19 protein-coding genes are annotated in these 20,752 nt (G+C 67.3%); 13 read left to right on the forward strand and 6 right to left on the reverse strand.

Features of this window, described 5'->3' with window-relative positions:
• Positions 1–8 precede the first annotated feature (8 nt).
• From ABIE00_RS17310 to ABIE00_RS17325, 4 genes are all read left to right on the forward strand, one after another.
• Positions 9–1,667, forward strand: a complete 1,659-nt coding sequence (locus ABIE00_RS17310) for an LCP family protein (RefSeq protein ID WP_354261944.1) — start codon at positions 9–11, stop codon at positions 1,665–1,667.
• Positions 1,668–1,698: 31 nt separating this feature from the next.
• Positions 1,699–2,949 carry a mannose-6-phosphate isomerase, class I gene (gene manA, locus ABIE00_RS17315; RefSeq protein ID WP_354261945.1) on the forward strand — a complete coding sequence of 417 codons (1,251 nt, stop codon included), beginning with the start codon at positions 1,699–1,701 and terminating at the stop codon, positions 2,947–2,949.
• Between the two features lie 6 nt (positions 2,950–2,955).
• The gene (locus tag ABIE00_RS17320) at positions 2,956–3,909 is read left to right on the forward strand and encodes a lipid II:glycine glycyltransferase FemX (RefSeq protein WP_354261946.1); all 954 of its coding nucleotides are present in this window, start codon (positions 2,956–2,958) and stop codon (positions 3,907–3,909) included.
• A 785-nt stretch (positions 3,910–4,694) separates the two neighbouring features.
• Positions 4,695–5,012: an endonuclease domain-containing protein gene (locus tag ABIE00_RS17325; protein ID WP_354261947.1), complete on the forward strand. Its 318-nt coding sequence runs from the start codon at positions 4,695–4,697 to the stop codon at positions 5,010–5,012.
• Between the two features lie 119 nt (positions 5,013–5,131).
• Here the strand turns inward: ABIE00_RS17325 and glpX are convergent, their stop codons facing one another.
• Positions 5,132–6,169 carry a class II fructose-bisphosphatase gene (gene glpX, locus ABIE00_RS17330; protein ID WP_354261948.1) on the reverse strand — a complete coding sequence of 346 codons (1,038 nt, stop codon included), beginning with the start codon at positions 6,167–6,169 and terminating at the stop codon, positions 5,132–5,134.
• A 179-nt stretch (positions 6,170–6,348) separates the two neighbouring features.
• On the opposite strand from glpX, the gene ABIE00_RS17335 reads away from it, so the two are divergent.
• The 5 genes from ABIE00_RS17335 to ABIE00_RS17355 all read left to right on the forward strand — a co-directional run bounded on the left by ABIE00_RS17335 (position 6,349) and on the right by ABIE00_RS17355 (position 11,735).
• Positions 6,349–7,044: a DUF4245 domain-containing protein gene (locus tag ABIE00_RS17335; RefSeq protein ID WP_354261950.1), complete on the forward strand. Its 696-nt coding sequence runs from the start codon at positions 6,349–6,351 to the stop codon at positions 7,042–7,044.
• A gap of 9 nt (positions 7,045–7,053) precedes the next feature.
• A complete protein-coding gene (locus ABIE00_RS17340) occupies positions 7,054–7,668 on the forward strand; it encodes a carbonic anhydrase (RefSeq protein WP_354261951.1) in 615 nt (204 codons plus the stop codon).
• Positions 7,669–7,755: 87 nt separating this feature from the next.
• Positions 7,756–9,183, forward strand: a complete 1,428-nt coding sequence (locus ABIE00_RS17345) for a class II fumarate hydratase (RefSeq protein ID WP_354261952.1) — start codon at positions 7,756–7,758, stop codon at positions 9,181–9,183.
• 162 nt (positions 9,184–9,345) lie between these two features.
• Positions 9,346–10,038, forward strand: coding sequence for a TetR/AcrR family transcriptional regulator (locus ABIE00_RS17350; RefSeq protein WP_354261953.1), 693 nt, complete (start codon positions 9,346–9,348; stop codon positions 10,036–10,038).
• Positions 10,035–11,735 (forward strand): MDR family MFS transporter, encoded by a 1,701-nt coding sequence (locus tag ABIE00_RS17355; RefSeq protein ID WP_354261954.1) that lies wholly within the window; start codon positions 10,035–10,037, stop codon positions 11,733–11,735. Before ABIE00_RS17350 ends, ABIE00_RS17355 begins: the two co-directional genes overlap by 4 nt.
• 156 nt (positions 11,736–11,891) lie before the next feature.
• Here the strand turns inward: ABIE00_RS17355 and ABIE00_RS17360 are convergent, their stop codons facing one another.
• Positions 11,892–12,443 (reverse strand): prepilin peptidase, encoded by a 552-nt coding sequence (locus ABIE00_RS17360; RefSeq protein ID WP_354261955.1) that lies wholly within the window; start codon positions 12,441–12,443, stop codon positions 11,892–11,894.
• A gap of 58 nt (positions 12,444–12,501) precedes the next feature.
• Between ABIE00_RS17360 and ABIE00_RS17365 the strand changes: the two genes are divergently transcribed.
• From ABIE00_RS17365 to ABIE00_RS17375, 3 genes are all read left to right on the forward strand, one after another.
• The gene (locus ABIE00_RS17365) at positions 12,502–13,284 is read left to right on the forward strand and encodes a hypothetical protein (protein WP_354261956.1); all 783 of its coding nucleotides are present in this window, start codon (positions 12,502–12,504) and stop codon (positions 13,282–13,284) included.
• A gap of 93 nt (positions 13,285–13,377) precedes the next feature.
• Positions 13,378–13,935, forward strand: coding sequence for a hypothetical protein (locus tag ABIE00_RS17370; RefSeq protein ID WP_354261957.1), 558 nt, complete (start codon positions 13,378–13,380; stop codon positions 13,933–13,935).
• Positions 13,936–14,050: 115 nt separating this feature from the next.
• Positions 14,051–14,701, forward strand: a complete 651-nt coding sequence (locus ABIE00_RS17375; protein WP_354261958.1) for a GNAT family N-acetyltransferase — start codon at positions 14,051–14,053, stop codon at positions 14,699–14,701.
• Positions 14,702–14,786: 85 nt separating this feature from the next.
• Here ABIE00_RS17375 and phoH2 read toward each other — a convergent pair whose 3' ends face one another.
• Both phoH2 and ABIE00_RS17385 read right to left on the reverse strand, forming a co-directional pair.
• Positions 14,787–16,223 carry an RNA 5'-3' helicase PhoH2 gene (phoH2, locus tag ABIE00_RS17380; RefSeq protein ID WP_331574139.1) on the reverse strand — a complete coding sequence of 479 codons (1,437 nt, stop codon included), beginning with the start codon at positions 16,221–16,223 and terminating at the stop codon, positions 14,787–14,789.
• A gap of 269 nt (positions 16,224–16,492) precedes the next feature.
• Positions 16,493–17,254: an isoprenyl transferase gene (locus ABIE00_RS17385; RefSeq protein ID WP_306926727.1), complete on the reverse strand. Its 762-nt coding sequence runs from the start codon at positions 17,252–17,254 to the stop codon at positions 16,493–16,495.
• A 175-nt stretch (positions 17,255–17,429) separates the two neighbouring features.
• Here ABIE00_RS17385 and trhA point away from each other — a divergent pair, with 175 nt between their 5' ends.
• The gene (gene trhA, locus ABIE00_RS17390) at positions 17,430–18,158 is read left to right on the forward strand and encodes a PAQR family membrane homeostasis protein TrhA (protein WP_354261959.1); all 729 of its coding nucleotides are present in this window, start codon (positions 17,430–17,432) and stop codon (positions 18,156–18,158) included.
• Here the strand turns inward: trhA and ABIE00_RS17395 are convergent.
• Positions 18,139–20,352 (reverse strand): thioredoxin domain-containing protein, encoded by a 2,214-nt coding sequence (locus tag ABIE00_RS17395; protein ID WP_354261960.1) that lies wholly within the window; start codon positions 20,350–20,352, stop codon positions 18,139–18,141. The two genes, trhA and ABIE00_RS17395, sit on opposite strands and share 20 nt — an antisense overlap.
• Positions 20,315–20,593, reverse strand: a complete 279-nt coding sequence (locus tag ABIE00_RS17400) for a hypothetical protein (protein WP_354261961.1) — start codon at positions 20,591–20,593, stop codon at positions 20,315–20,317. The genes ABIE00_RS17395 and ABIE00_RS17400 overlap by 38 nt, the downstream gene beginning before the upstream one ends.
• Between the last annotated feature and the right edge of the window lie 159 nt (positions 20,594–20,752).

The raw sequence follows: 20,752 nt of genomic DNA on the forward strand, positions 1-20,752 counted from the left end.
GATCTGCCATGTCCAACACCGAACTGCCGTCCATGGGCCCCCTGACGGATCCCGTCCGCAACCCGTCGAGCGCAGCTGAACCTGTCCGGACCAAGCGCGCGTTCCTGCTCATTCTGCTCACGCTGCTGGTGCCCGGAAGCGCCCAGATCGTGGCAGGGGACCGCAAGCTCGGCCGGATCGCCCTGCGCGTTACCCTCAGCGCCTGGCTGCTCGCGGCCCTGGCCCTGGTACTGCTGTTCACCAACCGGCCCTTGCTGATCAACATCATCACCAATCCGGCCGCCTCGCTGCTCATCGTCCTGGTCCTTGCCGCGCTGGCGGTGGGCTGGCTGGTGCTGTTCGTCAACACGCTGCGGCTAATCCGGCCGGTGCTGCTGCCCACCAGGATGCGGCCCGCCGTCGTCGTCGCCCTTGTCCTCGCCATGGTGGTGAGCAGCGGATCGCTGGGCTACGCCGCGTACCTGCTCAACGTCAGCCGCAATGCCATCGGCAGCATCTTCAACGCCAACGGCCCGGCCATTGACCCTGTGGACGGCCGCTACAACTTCCTCATGATGGGCGGGGACGCCGGTGCCGACCGCACCGGCCGGCGGCCGGACAGCCTGTCCGTGCTCAGCGTTGACGCCAAGTCCGGCCAGACCGCCATCATCTCGGTGCCCCGCAACCTGCAGAACGCCCGGTTCAGCGAGGGTTCGCCGATGCGGAAGATCTATCCGGACGGCTACAACTGCGGCGACGAATGCCTCATCAACGCCATCAACACCGAGGTCACCAACGAGCACAAGGACCTTTACCCCGGGGTCGCCGATCCCGGAGCACAGGCCACGTTGGAGGCTGTTTCGGGCACGCTTGGCATCACAGTGCAGGCGTATGTGCTGGTGGACATGGACGGCTTTGCGAAGCTGATTGACGCGATGGGCGGCATCCGGATCAAGGCCGGCGGCTGGGTTCCCATCAGCGGCGACATGGTTGACGAGGCCAACGGCATCCACGGCATGCCCCTGGGCTGGATTCCGGCCGGCGAGCAGAAGCTGGACGGCTACCACGCCCTCTGGTACGGCCGGTCCCGGGAGTTCGTGGACGACTACGCCCGGATCCAGCGGCAGCAGTGCGTCCAGCAGGCCATGCTGAAACAGCTTGACCCGGCAACCCTGCTGGCGAAGTTCGAGGACATCGCCAACGCCGGCACCAAGGTGGTGGAGTCCAACGTCTCCTCCAGCCAGCTGGGCAGCTTCGTGGACCTCGCCATGAAGGCCAAGGGCCAGGACGTCAAGCGCCTCACCATCGGACCCCCGGACTTCGCGGCGTCCTTCTCCACCGTGCCCGACTTCGATCAGATCCATGACCGGGTCAAGAAGCTGCTCGCATCCGCCAGTTCCGGATCGCCGGCCGCCGCACCAGCCGCCGTACCGGAGGACGCTCTGCTGCAGCCGCGATCCGTTCCCGGCAGCGGACTCTCCGCCGCAGGTGCCGCTGGCCCCCTGGCGGGAGTTCCGGCCACCACGCCCTCACCGGCACCGTCGTCGTCGTCGGACTTCACCCCGGTGACCACCACCCCTGAGGGGGAACCGATCACTGAAGCGATGCTGAACCAGTTCAAGCGCGAGGGCAACGAACAGGCCATCCGCGACCTGGTGGCCACCAACGGCCAGTGCGCACCGCTTTGAGCATTTACACCAAACGAGGGGGACACGAGCCGTGTACCAGATAGAAAACGTCCTGCGGCGGTATGCGTGGGGATCGACGACGGCGATCGCCGGCCTGCTCGGCCGGCCGGAGTCCGGCGGCCCGGAGGCCGAGCTGTGGATCGGCGCGCACCCTGACTCGCCGTCGGTGGCCATCCGGCCGGACGGCACAAAAGCGCCGCTGGACGCACTGATCGGTGAGGACCCGGAACATTTCCTGGGCGCGGATTCGGTGGCCGAGTTCGGCCCCCGGCTGCCGTTCCTGGCTAAAATCCTGGCCGCTGCGAAGCCGCTGTCGCTGCAGGTACACCCGAGCCTTGAGCAGGCCAGGGCCGGCTATGCCCGCGAGAACGGCGCCGGCATTCCGGCGGACGCGGCGAACCGGAATTACCACGACGACAACCACAAGCCGGAAATGATTTTCGCGCTGACCCCGTTCGAGTCGCTGTGCGGATTCCGTGCACCGGAGAAGTCCCGCGACATCTTCCTCCACCTGGCGGGTTGCCTGGAGCTTCCCGGGAACGGCGTCCCTCGGGTTCTGAAGGACGTCATCGACGACCTTTCGCAGCCCGAGGAGGAGAAGGCGCTGAGGTCTGCGTTCGAACGGCTGATCGCCGGCGGCGAGGCAGTCAGCGAAGCCACGTCCCGGGTGGTCGACGTGCTGGCTTCCGGCGCGCCCATGGCTCCCTACCAGCTGGAACTGTCCACCGTACTGAGCCTCAACGGCGAATACCCGGGCGATCCCGGCGTGCTGATCTCCCTGCTGCTCAACCGGCTGTCCCTGCAGCCCGGCGACGCCGTGTACCTTCCGGCAGGAAAAGTCCACGCCTACCTGCACGGACTGGGCGTCGAGGTGATGGCGTCCTCGGACAACGTGCTCCGCGGCGGACTGACACCCAAGTTCATCGACATTCCAGAGCTGCTGAACACCATCGTCTTCGAATCGGTGGGCCTGCCCATGCTCCGGCCGGAGACCTCAGAACTCGGCCAGGAACTGTACTTCCCGCCCTTCCGCGAGTTCCAGCTCCAGCGGATCGAACTGCAGCCCGACGGTGAGCCGGTGCCGCTGGCGCAGTCGGGCGCCGCGGTGGTGATTGTCGTTGCCGGTTCCGTGATCCTTGACTCGCCGAAGGGCGACCTTCAGCTGGGCCACGGCGCAAGTGCTTTCCTGCCGGCAGCCGAAGCCCCCGTCAACGTCCATCCCGTGTCCGGGGCCACGGAGGACGCCGTGGCCTTTGCCGTGACCACCTCAACAAAGGCCTGACCGGCTGTGGAATATTTCCTGCACACGAAGGCCTGGGAGGATTTCCAGAAGTCGCTGGGACGCCACGTGCATCGGCAGTCCGGTCCCGGCTGGAGTTTCCTGGCCATCGAGGAGAAGAACCCTGCGGGCAAGGTCCTGTATGCGCCCTATGGTCCGGTGGCCGGCTCGATTGAGGCGTTCGACGCCGCCTTGGCCGCTCTCCGCGGGCTGGCCAAGTCCTGCGGCGCCGTGTTTGTCCGGATCGAGCCGGTGGGCCTCGATCCTGAGAGTGCTCCCGGGACGCTGCGGAGCCGTGGCCTGCAGCCCGCGCCGGTGAACCAGCAGCCCGAGCTCAGCTGGATCGTGGACCTGGACCGGGATTTCAAGGAAGTCCTGGCGGAGATGAAGCCGGCCAACCGCAACCTGTACCGGAACATCCATAAGAAGGGCGTCACGTTCCGCGCCACACATGATCCCGAGGACATCCGGGTGCTCCTGAACTTCCTCCACATGACGGCGCGGCGGAACGGCTTCAAACCCCAGAGTGACGAGTACCTGACGCAGGTGGCCCAGTCCCTCATGCCCGCGGGCGCTGCCACGCTGTTCATCGCCGACCTCCACGGCGGCCCGGTGGCGGCAGCGCTGGCCTATGATTCCGCGGACACCCGGACCTACGCCCACGCGGCCATGGATGACACCCACCGCAAGCTCAGCGCGGGCATTCCCCTCCTGGTGACGCTCATGGCCGACGCCCAGGAGAAGGGCCTGAAGCACGTGGACCTGTGGGGTGTGGCCCCGGCCGACCAGCCCGACCACAAGTGGGCAGGGTTTACCGCGTTCAAGAAGTCCTTCGGGGGGCGTCAAATCGCGTACCCCGGAACCTGGGACCTGCCCGTCAACCGCCCCCGCTACGCGGCCTACCAGCTGGCCCGCAAACTCCGCGACGGCATCAAGTCCCTCCTCAAGCGCTCCGCCTCCTGAGCGCGAACGTACACTTGAGCCCCCTCCCCTGAGCGCGAACGTACACTTGGGGCCCCAAATACCTGCGGTTTTGGGGCCCCAAGTGTACGTTCGCGCTAGCTTCGGGATTTGCGCCTGTGGATAACCTCCATACGGCCCTTTCCCCGGTGCAAACTGGAGCATGTGTCTCACACCACTGCCCCAGGACCTGGCTGCGGGATCCTTCACTTCCTCCGACGCTGCCTCATGCGGTGTGTCCCGGAAGCGCCAGCGGCAGCCGGACCTGGCCATACCCTCGCGCGGGATCCGCGTCCCACTCGGCGCAGATGCCACCACTGGCGCCAACCTGCGCGCCTATACCGCATTGGACGACGCGTCTACCCTCACCCACCACTCCGGGGCCCGCATCTGGGATCTCGAAATTCCCGGCTGGATGCAGGAAGACTGGCGTATCCATGTCACGCGCGAGAGAGGCTGCAGTAAACCCCGCCGCCGGAACGTCGTTGGGCACCGCCTGACATTCAAGCCCGGCGAGGTGGTGATTCACGACGGCGTCAGGGTCACCTCACCCGCAAGGACGTGGCTGGATCTCGCAGGCCTGCTCACCGTCAACGAACTGATAGCCGCGGGTGATTCCGTGGTGGCTGCACACGGACCCGAATTCCCGCTGCCGCGGGCTCCACTGGCAGCAATCGAGGACCTGCGCCGAATGGTGGCTTCACACCCGGGCATGCGGGGAATCAAGACGGCACGACTGGCACTCCCCGAGATCCGCGTCCGGGGCCGACTCGCCCCAGGAGACCAAGATGCGTCTGGCTCTTGCCCGCACAAAACTCGGCGAACCGGTTCTGAACCATGTCATCCGCAACAGCTGGGGGCAACCGGCGGTATGGCCGGACGCCGCCTATCCGGAACACCGCCTCGCACTGCAATACGACGGCGGGCACCATTCGGATCCCGTTCAGGCAGCTCGCGACAAGAGGCGCAAGGAAATCACGGAACGACTGGGGTGGACGGAGCTCAGACTATTCAAGGACGACCTCGACGGCGACAAACCGTTCGTTCTCGAGAAGGTCCGGGCAACATTACAGGGGCAGCTCCGGCGCCAGGCATCGGGAGCCTAGGACTCCCCTGTTGAAGAAATGCACGAGCGTACAGTTGTGGCCCCGAATCCGGTGGGATTCGGGGCCACAACTGTACGTTCGCGCCAGGCGGGCGCGGGGAAGGCCGGAGCCGCGAGGGGCTAGCTCTTGCGGGCGTAGCCTTCCCACTTGCTGGCCTGGTGCTCGCCGTCCACGAAGCGGATGGTGCCGGACTTGGAGCGCATGACGATCGACTGCGTCAGGACCTTCTCCTTGTTGTAGCGGACGCCACGGAGGAGATCACCGTCCGTGATGCCGGTGGCGGCGAAGTAGCAGTTGTCGCTGGTGACGAGGTCGTTGGTGGACAGGACCCGCTCAAGGTCGTGGCCGGCGTCGATCGCCTTCTGCTTCTCGTCGTCGCTGGTCGGCCACAGCCGGCCTTGGATCACGCCGCCGAGGGACTTGATGGCGCAGGCGGCAACGATGCCTTCCGGCGTGCCGCCGATGCCCATCAGTGCGTCCACGCCGGTACCGGAGCGGGCAGCAGCGATGGCGCCTGCGACGTCGCCGTCCATGATGAACTTGGTGCGCGCGCCGGCTTCGCGGATCTCCTCGACCAGGGGGCGGTGGCGGTCACGGTCCAGGATCATGACGTTGAGCTGGTTGACCTTGACGCCCTTGGCCTTGGCGATCAGGTGCAGGTTCTGCTTGACCGGCAGTCGCAGGTCAACCATGTCGGCGGCTTCAGGGCCGGTGACCAGCTTCTCCATGTAGAACACGGCGGAGGGGTCGAACATGGAGCCACGCTCGGCGACGGCCAGGACGGCCAGGGCGTTGTTGATGCCCAGGGCGGTCAGGCGGGTTCCGTCGATGGGGTCGACGGCGACGTCGCACTCGGGGCCTGTGCCGTCACCAACCTGTTCGCCGTTGAACAGCATCGGGGCTTCGTCCTTCTCGCCTTCACCGATGACCACGACGCCGTTGAAGTGGACGGTGTGAAGGAAGGACCGCATCGCGTCGACGGCGGCGCCGTCCGCTTTGTTCTTGTCGCCGAAGCCCACCCAGTGGCCGCCGGCGATTGCCGCGGCTTCGGTGACGCGGACAAGTTCAAGGGCGAGGTTGCGGTCCGGCTCGTCGGTTCCGACGGCGAGCGACGGGGAAAGCGTTGAGTACTTCTGGGTGATGGACGCTGATGACACGTGAACCTCTTCTTCGAGTGGCGATCATTGAACCCGCGGGGCCTGAGTCGACCATCGCGGTGATTCCTCTGTAACTGATCATAGTCGTCAGCGCAGGGCCGCGGGCGGTGCATGACCCGGCCTTGTAACGGACGCACGGCATCACCGCTGCCTGCTTCGAATGTGAGTTCGGACCCCGCATGCGCGACTATAGAAGGGTGAGTGATACGCAGGACCAGTCCGCCCCCTCGAGCCGCCTCCAGGCGTCCGCCCCCTCCCCGGCAACAGAAGGCCAGCCCGTTAAGCCCGTAATCCCCGCGGCCGCCGCGAAACGGGCCAATGCCTCGGTGATCGGAATGATCATTGCCCTGCTGGTGAGCGTCGCTGCGTTCCTGCCGATCGTCCTGATGAACCCCTCCCCGAAGTCGGATGGCTTCCGCCCCAACATCGACGTCAGCGCCGTCGCCAGGAACGCCTCGGGTGTGGCCGGATTCACACCGGTGGCCCCCGCGCCGGGAGACACATTCCACCCGAACTACGCCCGCTGGACGGCCGCGACCGGCACCGGCGTCGCGGCCTGGGAGGTGGGGTACGTAACCCCGAAGGAAAAATTCATCGGCCTGACGCAGACCAGCAAGGCCAACCCCACTTGGCTCCTGCAGCAGACCAAGAACGCCCCCGTCACCGGCACGCGCAACGCCGGCGGCAAGGACTGGGAACTCCATGACACCGGCAAGGGCGAGAAGAGCATGGTCCTCGCCTACCGCGGCAGCACCGTGGTCCTGGCGGGAGACGCCAACCTGGAGGAGTTCGCGGTCCTGGCGGCCGCCGTCGTCAAATCCCTGGAAAGTAACCCTACTGTCATTGTTTCCCCCTCGGCGGGCCCCACACCGTAAGGTGGGGCCGTGACGACATACCTGACTCCTGCCCTGGCCTGGCGCCGTCTGCGCGAAGGCAACGAACGCTTCGTAACCGGTGAATCCTCGCACCCGAACCAGGATGCCTCGCGGCGGTCCTCGCTCGTGGAGAACCAGCACCCTTTCGCGGTGATCTTCGGCTGCTCGGACTCGCGGCTCGCCGCTGAAATCATTTTCGACGTCGGACTCGGTGACGTTTTCGTCGTCCGGACCGCCGGCCAGGTCATCGACGACGCCGTCCTCGGCTCACTCGAGTACAGCATCGGCGTGCTCGGCGTGCCGCTGATCGTGGTGCTCGGCCACGACAGCTGCGGCGCGGTCACGGCCACGAAGTCCGCCGTTGAGACCGGCCAGATGCCGGCCGGCTTCATCCGGGACCTCGTGGAGCGCATCACGCCGTCGGTCCTCACCTCCCTGCGGAACGAGCAGACGGAGGTCAACGACATGGTGGTGGAGCACGTCAAGCAGACCTCCCAGCGCCTTGTGGACAGCTCGCGTGTGATTTCGGACGCAATCGAGTCCGGCCGCGCAGCGGTCGTCGGCCTCTCCTACAGCCTCGCCGAAGGCCACGCGGAGCTTGTTTCCGGAATCGGCGACCTCTGAAAGAAGTCCGAAAGCGCCCGGGCGTGCCGCCTGTAGCAAGCCGTTCACGGTTTTCGATGCGGCGCCCGGGCGTCCTAAGCTAGCCCCATGACTTCCACTGAAGAGTTCCGCATTGAACATGACACGATGGGCGAAGTCCGCGTCCCCGTGAACGCCCTGTACCGCGCACAGACGCAGCGTGCAGTCGAGAACTTCCCGATCTCCGGAAAAACCCTGGAACGTGCGCACATTGAGGCGCTGGCCCGGGTCAAGAAGGCCGCTGCCCAGGCCAACGCTGAACTGGGTGTGCTCGACGGCGAGCTGGCCAAGGCGATCGCGGACGCTGCCGACGAGGTGGCTACGGGCAAGTACGACGGCGACTTCCCCATCGACGTCTTCCAGACCGGTTCGGGCACGTCCTCGAACATGAACACCAACGAGGTCCTCGCCGAACTGGCGTCGCGCGCCCTCAAGGCTGCCGGCAGCGACAAGGTGGTCCACCCCAACGACCACGTCAACGCCTCGCAGTCCTCCAACGACGTGTTCCCGACGTCCGTCCACGTGGCAGCCACTTCGGCCCTGATCAACGACCTCATCCCGGCCCTCGGCTACCTCGCCGAATCGCTGGAGCGCAAGGCCGTTGAGTTCAAGGACGTCGTCAAGTCCGGCCGCACGCACCTCATGGACGCCACCCCGGTCACCCTGGGCCAGGAATTCGGCGGCTACGCTGCGCAGGTGCGCTACGGCATCGAGCGCATCAATGCCGCGCTCCCCCGCGTTGCCGAAGTTCCCCTCGGCGGCACCGCCGTGGGCACCGGCATCAACACCCCGGCCGGCTTCCCGGAGCGCGTCATCGAACTGCTCGCCACGGACACCGGCCTGCCGCTGACCGAGGCCCGCGACCACTTCGAGGCCCAGGCAAACCGCGACGGCCTCATCGAAGCGTCCAGCCAGCTGCGCAACATCGCAATCTCCTTCATGAAGATCAACAATGACCTGCGCTGGATGGGCTCCGGCCCCAACACCGGCCTCGGCGAAATCGCCATTCCGGACCTGCAGCCGGGCTCCTCCATCATGCCGGGCAAGGTCAACCCCGTCATCTGCGAAGCGTCCATCATGGTCTGCGCCCAGGTCATCGGCAACGACACCGCGATCGCCTGGTCCGGCACCAACGGCGCCTTCGAACTGAACGTCGGCATCCCGGTCATGGCCGCCAACCTGCTCGAGTCCGTCCGCCTGCTGGCCAACACCAGCCGGGTCATGGCCGACAAGATGATCGACGGCATCACCGCCAACGTCGAGCGCGCCCGCTTCCTCGCCGAGGCTTCGCCGTCCATCGTTACCCCGCTGAACAAGTTCATCGGCTACGAAAACGCCGCCAAGATCGCCAAGACGGCTGTTGCCGAGGGCCTCACCGTCCGCCAGGCCACAGTGAAACTCGGCTTCGTCGGCGACGGCGACGGCAAGGTTTCCGAGGCCGACCTGGACAAGGCACTGGACGTCACCACCATGACAGCTCCGGCCCACAAGGCCTAGGTCTCCACCGCTTTCAAAAGTACGACGGCGGCCGCCCACCTTCTGTTGCGAAGGCGGGCGGCCGCCGTCGTTCGCGTTTAACTTCTCCCTTCCCCTCCCCGCCCACCTGCCGGCCATTCCTTAAAGTTGCACTACTCGGCCTTTAGTGCAAAACTTTACTTTGTGGATGAGAGTGCAATTATTGTCGGCGGGCTGCGCGAGCGCAAACGGGCCGCGACGCGGGCGGCGATTACCGCCGTCGCGCGTTCCCTGACCTCCGAGCGCGGCCTGAGCGGCTACACCGTGGAGGACGTCTGCGAGCAGGCGGGCATCTCCCGGCGGACGTTCTTCAACTACTTCCCCACCAAGGAAGATGCCATCCTGGGCCACGTGGACGACGAACTGCCCGAGGACGTTTTCGACGAATTCCTCCGCGGCGGACAGGGTTCCCCACAGGGGCAGATCTCGGCCACCCTGCTCCAGGACCTCCTCCAGCTCTCGCTCAGCATGTCCGAGAGGATGAGCAGCTCCGAGGAGGAAACCCGCCAGCTGATCGGGGTTATCAAGAAGGAACCCCAGCTGATGCTCAAGATCATCGGCGCCACGGAGGAGCGGGAAGCCCACTTCGCCCAGCTCCTCGCCAAACGGGAAGGCGTTCCGGCCGACCACCCCGTGGTGCGGATGGCCGTGGTGGTCATGGGCAACATCGCCCGGCACACCAGCCTCGCCTACTTCTCCGAAGGCAACACCCGCACGTACCGCGACCTGATGCTCGAAAACTTCGAAGCCGCCAGGCTCCTGCTCTCCCAGCCCTATTCCCGCCCCGCCTCCGAGACATCCCACACCGAAGCCCCCTCCGCAGAAGGACAGCCGTGAGCACCGCCGTCAGTTCCAAAGCCGCAGCCGGACCGCTGCTGCTGACCCAGAAACGCATCTGGATCATCTTCTCCGCGCTGATCGCCGGCATGCTGCTCTCCAGCCTAGACCAGACCATCGTCTCCACGGCCATGCCCACCATCGTCGGCAAGCTCGGCGGCGTCGAGCACCAGGCCTGGATCACCACCGCCTACCTGCTCGCCACCACCATCGTCATGCCGGTCTACGGCAAGTTCGGCGACATCCTGGGCCGCCGGAACCTGTTCCTCGTGGCCATCGCGCTCTTCACGCTTGCCTCGGTGGGCTGCGCCTTCGCCACGGACTTCTGGGGTTTCGTGATCTTCCGCGCCGTCCAGGGCCTGGGCGGCGGCGGCCTGATGATCCTCTCGCAGGCCATCATCGCGGACATCGTTCCCGCCAAGGAACGCGGCAAGTACATGGGCCCCCTCGGCGCGATCTTCGGCCTCTCCGCCGTGGCCGGGCCGCTGCTGGGCGGCTTCTTCGTTGACCACCTCACGTGGGAATGGGCCTTCTACATCAACATCCCCATCGGCATCGCCGCCTTCACCATCGCCTGGTTCACCCTGACGCTGCCGAACAAGAAGGCCGAAAAACGGATCGACATCCTGGGCGTCCTGTTCCTCTCCGTCGCCACCACCTGCCTGATCTTCTTCACGGACTTTGGCGGCAAGAAGGACGAGGGCTGGGACTCGCCCCTCACCTGGGCTTTCGGCGCCGGCCTGATCCTGGCAGCCGCGGCCTTCGTGGCCGTCGAGCGCCGCGCGGAAGACCCCATCATTCCGCTGAGCCTGTTCCGGAACCGTATCTTCGTGAACTCCACGGCCATCGGCTTCACCCTGGGCCTGGGCATGTTCGCCGCCATCGCCTTCGTGCCCACGTTCCTGCAGATGGCCTCGGGCACGTCCGCCGCCGAGTCCGGGCTCCTGATGCTCCCGATGATGGCCGGCCTGATGGGAACGTCGATCTACTCCGGCATCCGGATTTCCAAGACCGGCAAGTACAAGATGTTCCCCATCCTCGGCGCCAGCCTGACCATCGCCGCCATGCTGTGGTTCACCACGCTGTCGGCCTCGACGCCCATCTGGGTCATCTGCGTCCAGCTGTTCCTGTTCGGCTCGGGCCTCGGCCTGATCATGCAGGTCATCGTCCTCGTGGTGCAGAACTCCGTGCCGGCGGACCAGATCGGCACGGCCACCAGCACCAACAACTACTTCCGCGAGGTGGGCGCCGCGCTGGGCGTGGCGGTGTTCGGCTCCATCTTCACCAACCGGTTGGCCGAGTCCCTGACGAACGCCTTCACCGGCGCCGGAGCATCGGCCAGCCAGGCTTCCCGGTCCACCAGGACACTGGATCCGCAGACCCTCGGCCAGCTTCCTGAACAGCTCCGGGACGCGATCGTCAACGCCTACGCGGACTCGCTGGCGCCCGTGTTCTGGTACCTCGTCCCGTTCATCGCCGTCGCACTGGTCCTGGCCGTCACCCTGAAGCAGATCCCGCTCTCGGACACCGCCGGGATGGTGGCCCGCGGCGAGGCAGTGGGCGGCGAGGAGGCCGAGCTTCTGGAAGCCGCCCTGCGCGAGGCTGCAGTCCGTGAGCCGGCAAAGCGCGAACCGGCAATGCCTGACGCTGACGGTGTGAAAGACGACGACGGCGAACTGGCCGGCCAGCGCCGCTGACCTGCCGCTTGGCGCGGGTTGGGGCCCCAACTGTCCGTTCGCGCGGCGGGTTGGGGCCCCAACTGTCCGTTCGCGCGGCGGGTTGGGGCCTCAAGTGTACGTTCGCGCGGCGGGTTGGGGCCTCAAGTGTACGTTCGCGCTGGGCGTGGCCAGGACTCAGGCGGGGAGGAGGACCATCGCCGCGGCTGCACCGGCCAGCATGAACGGCCCGAACGGAATGGCCGACTTGAGCGTCCCGCGCCGCAGTGCCAGCAGGCCGATGCTCCAGATCCCGCCGAGCAGGAACGCGGCGAACGTCCCCGCGAAAACGTGCGGCCAGCCGAGGTAACCCAGGTACAGACCCAGGACGCCGGCCAGTTTCACGTCACCGAACCCCATGCCCGGCGGGTACACGAGGCGCAGCACGAAGTAGAAGAGCCACAGCACCGCTCCCCCTGCCACAATCCTCAGCGCAGGAACGCCGAAAAGCCGGGCCGCGCCGTCGGGCACTCCCGACGGATCCCCGACGGCGAGAATGAGCACGGCCCCCAGCAGCAGCACCCCGGCCACGCCGTAGGAGGGGAAGATGATCCGGTTCGGCAGGAGGTGGTGACGGACATCGATGACCGTGAGCCGCACCGCGATCACGGCGAAGTAGGCGCACGCGGCCAGCAGCAGCCAGAACGCCGGCGGTGCCGCTTCCCACAGTTCCCCCAGTCGTTGGATCACACTCGGATGCTACTGGATTGCCCGGCCTGCCGCTGGGGGCCGCGCGTAAACTGTGGATATGGGGACCTGGGATGCCAAACACCGGCAGGAACACGGCGGCGGTGCGACGCCCACGTCGGCCGCCTCCTTTCGCAACCTTTGCCGCTCGTCCCCGTGGAAGTGGCAGTCCCTGCGCTTCGAATACACCGAAACTCCCGGCGGGGACATGGTCCGTGCCTGGCTGCGCCGTCCCGGCGCGCTCCGGCTCGAGTCCGGCGACGGCACCCTGCTCAGCAGCACCACCGGCATCAACGATTCCCGCGATGGCCTGTACACCAGCGCCAAGCGGAAGTCGTGGCTCCTTCCCGCGCACCTGGTGACCCCGGTTTACGACGACGGCGGGCTGGTGCGGCGCCGCCCCGAGGCCGCGTACGGCGAACCGTCGTTCGGAAACGGCCGCTTCGCCGCCGCACTGGACCCGGTGGAGCTGGCAGGCAATGCCCCGGTGCCGCTGGAGTTTCCCAACGCCAACGCCGTCGAGGTGCTGGAGCCCGTTCAGGAAGTGATGTACGAAGGCCGTCCGGCGCTGGAAACCGTGGTCTCCCCGAACCCCGGCTACCGGCCGCTGGAGCCGGTCACCCCGATCTGCGGCCCGGGCCGGACCAGGATCCGCATCGATGCCGGAACCGGCATCTGCGTCTCCGCCGAACCGCTCGACGGCGAGGGGCAGCTTCCGGGGCACCGCATCCGGATTCTGGCCGTGGACGAGTATATGCTGGACGATCTTTTCGTGGCTGCGCCGATGAACCTCACCGACGTGCGGGAGCACATCCAGTGGCCGCTGCGGCCCAACCCCGCCTGACCGGCTCTCCCTGAACAACCTCGTCTGACAGGCCACCCGGAATGCGGGGGTCCGCGCAGGTTTTTTCCAACCTGACGGCTTCACACTCGTGCCATGTCAACCATGGCCCCAGACGTATCGACACCACCTGACACGGCAGGCCCCGGCAGGACCGGTGCCCGGCGGCGAAGGAAACTGCTGCTTATCCCGATCAGCCTGCTCTGCGCCTTGGGACTCGTGCTGGGATACCTCTTCCTCACGGCCAAGCCGGAGGCGAGCACCCCGCTGGGCGCGAGCGCTGCCGTTCCCGGCGGAACGGCTCGGATCAACGGCATCATCCCGCTGGAAAAGGACGGCTGGCTTCCGCCGGAACGCGTCCAGGTCCTGGACGAGGGCCCGTCAGCCGGGACCCACCGGGTCCGGATCCTGGTGCAGTTCACCGCACTGGAAGGTGAGGGCGCTGCGGTGGACACGTCGCAGTTCTCGGTGACGGGCCTGGGTGCCAACAGCATTCATCCGCTGTGGACATCGCCCGGGAAGACGCAGCTCAAGCCGGGCGATACCGCGGACGCCACCATGGTCTTCGAGCTGCCCAACCAGGCGATCGCCCTGGTGCTGGAAGGGCCCGGCAACACCCGGCTGTCCCTCGGCTTGTCGCACCACACGGGCTGACGCCCGCGCTGCCGGACCGGGCGGTCCCGGCGCAGGTGCCCCCAGTGCAGGTGCCGCCAGTGCAGGTGCCGCCCTCGGCCCCCACCCCGTGGCGCCCATCCGTTAGGCTTCCGGCATGACCGAGCTGACCTCCGTGTGGCCTCCGTTCGCACTCACCCTGGCCACTCCGCGGCTCACGCTGCGGCCCCTGCGCGATGACCACATCCCCGCCGCAGTTGAGGCCGCTGCCAGCGGCATCCACGACCAGGGCCGGAACCCGTTCAGCACACCCTGGACCGCTGTGCCTGCCGGCGAGCTGGGACCCAACATGGCCCGCTGGTACTGGCAGTGCCGCGCCGCCACCACGCCGGAGTCCTGGACGCTGACGCTGGGCATCTGGCATGACGGCAGCTTCCTGGGTTGCCAGGACATCGCCGCGCGGGACTTTTCGGTTCTCCGCACGGCCACCACCGGGTCATGGCTGCGGAGGAGCGCCCAGGGCCGCGGCTTCGGCAGGGAGATGCGGGCCGCCGTCGCGCTTTACGCGTTTGACTGGCTGGGTGCCGAAGTCTGCGAATCCGAAGCCGCCGACTGGAATGTTGCCTCCCTGGGCGTCTCCCGGTCACTCGGCTACGAACTGAACGGCGTTACCCGCATGTCCTGGGGCGGCAAGCAGGAAACAGTCCAGCGCGTCCGCCTCACCCCGGCAACGTTCAACCGCCCCGACTGGCAGCTAAAGGTAGAAGGCCACGAGCCGACGGCGAAGTTCCTCCTGGGGGTGGGCTGAGCCAGGTCCGGTTCCGTTCCGCGGCAACGGCGAAGGGCCGCGGTCCGGGGAACCCGGCCACGGCCCTTCGGAATATGGTGCGAAACTACGCCCCTTCGAGGAGGTCCGTGACGAGCGCCGCGATGGGCGAGCGTTCGGACCGGGTGAGGGTGATGTGGCCGAAGAGCGGGTGGCCCTTCAGGGTTTCGACGACGGCTGCGATGCCGTCGTGCCGCCCGACCCGGAGGTTGTCGCGCTGGGCAACGTCGTGGGTGAGGACGATCTTCGAGTTCTGCCCGATCCGGCTCATGACGGTGAGCAGGACGTTCTTTTCGAGCGACTGGGCCTCGTCCACGATCACGAAGGCGTCGTGCAGGGAGCGTCCGCGGATGTGGGTCAGCGGCATGACCTCCAGCATGCCGCGGTCCATGACCTCTTCCACGACTTCCTGGCTCACCAGAGCACCCAGGGTGTCGAAGACCGCCTGTGCCCAGGGGTTCATCTTTTCCTGCTCCGAGCCCGGCAGGTAGCCGAGCTCCTGGCCGCCGACGGCGAACAGCGGGCGGAACACGATCACCTTGCGGTGCTCGCGGCGTTCCAATACCGCCTCCAGGCCGGCGCACAGGGCAAGGGCTGACTTGCCGGTGCCCGCGCGGCCGCCCATGGACACGATGCCCACCGACGGGTCCATCAGCAGGTCGATGGCGAGCCGCTGCTCCGCGGAGCGCCCGTGGAGGCCGAAAACGTCGCGGTCCCCCTTGACCAGCCGGACCTGTTTGTCGGCACCGACGCGGCCCAGGGCCGAACCCCGGCTGCTGAGCACCACGAGGCCGGTGTTGACCGGCATCTCGGCAGCCGCCGGGATGAAGACCGGCTCGTGGCCGTACAGCGTGGAGATCTCCTCGTCGCTGGCATCGATCTCGGCGACGCCGGTCCACCCGGAATCCTTGACGAGCTCGTTGCGGTATTCGTCGGCCAGCAGGCCCATGGCCGAGGCCTTGACCCGCATCGGGAGGTCCTTGGACACCACGGTGACGTTGCGCCCCTCGTTGGAGAGGTTCTTGGCGACGGCCAGGATGCGGCTGTCGTTGTCCCCGGCGCGGAATCCGGCCGGCAGGACCTCGGCCGAGATGTGGTTCAGCTCGATCATGAGCGTACCGCCCGCGTCACCCAGCGGAACGGGCCGGTTCAGCCCGCCGTGCTGGATGCGAAGGTCATCAAGGAGCCGGAGAGCCTTCCGTGCGAAGTAGCCGAGTTCGGGGTCGTGCCGCTTCCCTTCAAGTTCGGTGATCACCACGATCGGCACAATGACCTCGTGCTCCGCGAAGCGCAGCAGCGCGCGGGGGTCGGAGAGCAGCACGGAGGTATCAATGACGAAAGTGGAGACTGACGGCTGGGTTTCAGTCATTGGGCCGGAAACAGCAAGACCGGCTGCGGCGTCTTTCGTGTCCGCACCGGTCTTTGAATTGGCTCGCTTGGCGCGAGAGGTAGCCTTCTCACCCTTGTCCGTGATGACTTCGGGCAGTTGTTCAGAAATAGCCACATCGACTCCAGCCCCGGGGCACATGCCCGGAATTGTTATTGGTGAGGCGGCTCGGCCACGAGGCCGGGTCCGGCCTCCCATACAACCGGTGCGAAGAATCGCTCCATGTACTGGCCTCCCCGATCAGCCGGCGGTTTGCCTGCTGATGGATTTAACGTAAATCGCCCCGAACTAATTTCCAACGTCTTCTTCCGGCGATTCCTGTTGCCGTCATGTGAATTCGGCGTGAACGGCGGCGGCCCAAAGGGCGGTGGGCGGACGGCGGGAAGCTAGGAGCCGAAGCGGCGCTGCCGGCCGGCGTAGTCGCGCAGGGCGCGGAGGAAATCCACCTTCCGGAAGGCAGGCCAGAGGGCCTCGCAGAAGTAGAACTCGCTGTAGGCGCTTTGCCACATCAGAAAGCCCGAGAGCCGCTGCTCGCCCGAGGTCCGGATCACCAGGTCCGGATCGGGCTGGCCGCGGGTGTAAAGGAAGCGGGAGATGTCCTCCACGCTCAGGGAATCGGCCAGTTCGCTGATGTCCGCCTTGTGCGCCACGGCGTCGTGCAGCAGCTCGCGCACAGCGTCCACGATCTCGCGCCGGCCGCCGTAGCCGACGGCCACGTTCACGTGGAGTTTCTCGCGCACCGGTGTCCGGGCCGTGAGCTTGGTCAGCCGCTCCGCCAGGTAGTCGGGCAGCAGCTCCGGGGCGCCCATGGCGTGGACCGAGATGTCCGCGTCCTCGTCGAGCCGGTCCAGCGTGTTGGCGATGATGCCCATGAGCAGGTCAAGCTCCTCGCCGGAACGGCTCATGTTGTCCGTGGAGAGCATGTAGAGGGTGACCACACGGACGCCCAGCTCCTGGCACCAGCCGAGGAATTCATGGATCTTGTCTGCGCCGGCCTGGTGGCCCTGGCTGGTGGGGGCATTGAACTGCCGCGCCCAGCGCCGGTTGCCGTCCACCATGACGCCGATGTGCCGGGGGATCCGTTCCGGCTCCAGGGAGCGCAGAAGCTTGCGCTCATAGAAGCCATAGAGGAACCCGGGCCATTCCATCCGGACACTCACCTGACTTCCTCTGTACGACTTTTGTGCAAGTCCTAGGCTACCGCCCGGAGGCCGCGGCCGCGTGCAGGCGATCGCCCGGCGCCCCGCCGTCAGAGCCCCAGCCTCAACACCCAGAGTCATTACCGTCCAGTAACTTACTGACCCGTAAGTTATTCTGGATGACATGAAAAGCAACACCCCGGACGGTGCACCAGGCGGACCGGAGCAGTCGAAGGCTGAACCCAGTGCCGTGGACGACGCCGCGGCGCGCGTCGCGGAACTGCTGACCATCAAGCCAAAATGGCGGGGTTGGATCCACACGGTCACCGCTCCGTTCGCCCTGGCTGCCGGTCTCATTCTGGTTGCGGTGGCTCCCACCGCGGACCGCAAGATCACGTCCGCCATTTACGCGCTGACCGGGGTGCTGCTGTTCGGTGTCAGCGCGGTGTACCACCGCGGAAACTGGTCCCCCGGCGTCAAACGCGTCCTCAAGCGGCTGGACCACACCAACATCATGCTGGTGATCGCGGGCAGTTACACTCCCCTTGCGTGGAGCCTGCTGGACAGGCCGACGGCGGAGTTCCTCCTCTGGCTGATCTGGTCCGCCGCGATCCTGGGTGTCCTCTTCCGGCTGCTCTGGACCGACGCGCCACGCTGGCTGTACGTGCCCATCTATATCGGCCTCGGCTGCGGGTCCCTCTTCTACCTGCCGGCTTTCTTCGCGGCGAGCGTCCCGGCGGCCCTGCTCATCTGCATCGGCGGCGCCCTGTACATCGCCGGGGCCGTGTTCTACGCCCTCAAGAAACCCAACTTCAGCTTCCGGCACTTCGGCTTCCACGAACTCTTCCACGCTTTGACGGTGCTGGCGTTTGCCGCGCATTTCGCGGCCATTCTCATCGCTGTGCTGAGCTGACGCGTTCCAGCGCCTCCGCCACGGTTCCCGCGGGCCGGTCGCAGACCATGCCGCGGCACACGTACACGAGCGGCGCACCGCCCGGCCCTGCCGGCCTCTGCCGCAGCAGCGGCACATCGGCCGGCTTCCCGCCGTCGTCCGCCTCTGCCTCACCCACCGCAACTGCCAGCCCCGGACTCGGGGACTGCAGCAGCGCGCGGTGCAGGGCGTCCCGTTCGGGACCGGCGGGTCCGACGACGGCGGCCTCCAGCGGGCCTGCCCGCGCGGCCTGCGCTGTGGCGAGAAGCCAGCCCGCCACGCGCGGTGCCCGGGTTGCGAGCGGGGGCACCAGGGCCAGGATGTTCCCGGCCATGATCCGGTGGTCTGTGGAGCCGGACAGGGCGGAGTAGCCCAGCAGCACACCGGCAAAGGCGGCCGCGCCGCTGGGTGTGGCGTTATCGAAGGGGTCCAGGCCCGGCTTTCCGCCCTGGGCGCGGACAACCTGCTCCGACTCGCCGGCGGAGTCGGCGAGCCTTCCGCCGTCCACGAACAGGGTGCAGGCTGCCCGAATCAGCGCCTCGGCCAGCATGTACCAGCGGGCGTCGCCGGTGGCCGAGTACAGCGCCAGGAAGCCGTCCGCGCAGAACGCATAGTCCTCGAGCAGGCCGCCGATTCCCCGCGCCGCGCCGCCATGCGAAACCCGGGCCAGTTCCCCTGAGGCCGGTTCATCCGGTGCCGGCTTCCCCGGCGCCGCCCGCCAGTGGACCTGTTCCAAATAGCCGGCGAGCCGGCCGGCTGCCGCCACCAGGTCAGGCCGGTCCAGGACTGCCCCGGCCTCCGCGAGCGCGGCAACGGCGAGCCCGTTCCAGCCCGCCACCACCTTCTCGTCCCGCTCGGGCTGCGGCCGGCGTGTCCGGGCTTCCTGAAGGCGGGACCTCACCTCCTGCCAGAGCCGCGCCTCGTCGCCATCCAGCGCCCGGCCCGGGTGCAGCGGCGAGCCGAACTCCGAGACGGTACCGCGGGCGCCGACGTTCATCATCGAGGCGACGGCTGCGGCGTCCTCCGCCCCGAGCACCCGCTCGAGATCGTCGGGCGTCCAGAGGTAGCTGGCCCCTTCATGGTGCTCCCCGTCCACCACGGAGTCGGCATCCAGCGAAGATGCCAGTCCACCGTCCGGGAGCTCCAGCGCGGCGAGCATCCACTCAGCGGTCCGGGTCGCGATGTCCGCCGCCTCGGCTGCGGGGAACCCGGCAGTTCCGCCCAGCCGGATCCAGTGCACATAGACGCGCAGCAGCTGGGCATTGTCGTAGAGCATCTTCTCGAAGTGCGGAACGGACCAGTCGCGCGTCACCGAATACCGGGCAAAGCCGCCGTCGAGCTGGTCGAAGAGCGCCGAGCGTGCCATCGCCGCGAGCGTTCGTCCGGCCATGTCCCTGGCCTCATCGGCGGTGTCCGAAGGCACGGCCGCGTGCCGGACCAGGAACTCCAAAACGGCGGACGGCGGGAACTTGGGGGCGGTGCCGAACCCGCCGTCGTCGGGGTCTTCCGACCCGGCCAGCGAGCGGACGGCGGCGGGCAACAGCCCGGCGTCGAGCACGTCCGGCGGACGGGACACGTCCACGGCAGCGGCGAGCTGCACCTGGCCCATGTTCTGCGCCAGGGAGCGGGCATTCTCCTCCACGGCATCGCGCCGTTCGGTCCACGCCTCATGCACGGCCTCGAGGACCTGGCGGAAGGAGGGGCGGCCAGGCAGGGGGCGGGGCGGGAAGTAGGTGCCGGCGTGGAAGGCCAGGCCGGTGGGGGTCAGGAAGACGGACATGGGCCAGCCGCCCTCGCCGCTGATGGCCTGCGTGGCGGCCATGTAGACGGAATCGACGTCGGGGCGCTCCTCGCGGTCCACCTTGACCGCGACGAAATGATTGTTCAGGTAGTCAGCGGTGGCCTGGTCCTCGAAGGATTCGCGGGCCATGACGTGGCACCAGTGGCAGGCAGCGTAGCCGATAGACAGGAACACGGGGACGTCCCTGGACGCGGCCGCCGCAAAGGCGGCGTCCCCGAACGGCTGCCAGTGCACAGGGTTGCCGGCGTGCTGGCGCAGATAGGCAGAGGGCTCCGCGCCGAGGGCGTTGCGCTCCCCCGGCCCCGGCTGCCCTGCTGGGGGCTGCCCCGTTCCGGGATCAGGTGTCGGAGCGGCCTGCATTGCCGTTGTTGGCATCGTCGCGGGCAATGTCGGCTGCCTCGGCCGCACCCTGGCGTTCCTCCTCCACCTGGGCGCGGTACCGCACCCGGCGGATGCGGCGCACCATGTCCACGATCAGCAGCGCGGTCAGCACCACGATGAAGGCGGTCAGCAGGAAGCCCAGCAGGCCCGGCGTGACCTGGTCCTGGGACAGGCCGGGGCGCAGCGACGGCGAGGGTGCCGGGGACGTTGCCAGGGCGATGAGCAAATGGTGCACTGTTCAAACCTTCTCAAGGCTGGGGCCGCCGTCTGCCCCATGGGCTGACGTCCGGTCCGTTGGTCCGCGCGGCCGCCGCCGTTCCGGCCGCCGGCCTGCTGCGCGGGTTTTCTGCAGGGTATTCTCCAAGGCTTTTTCTACAGGGGATAGAAAATGTCT

It is taken from the genome of Arthrobacter sp. OAP107, assembly GCF_040546765.1.
Classification (GTDB): Bacteria; Actinomycetota; Actinomycetes; order Actinomycetales; family Micrococcaceae; genus Arthrobacter.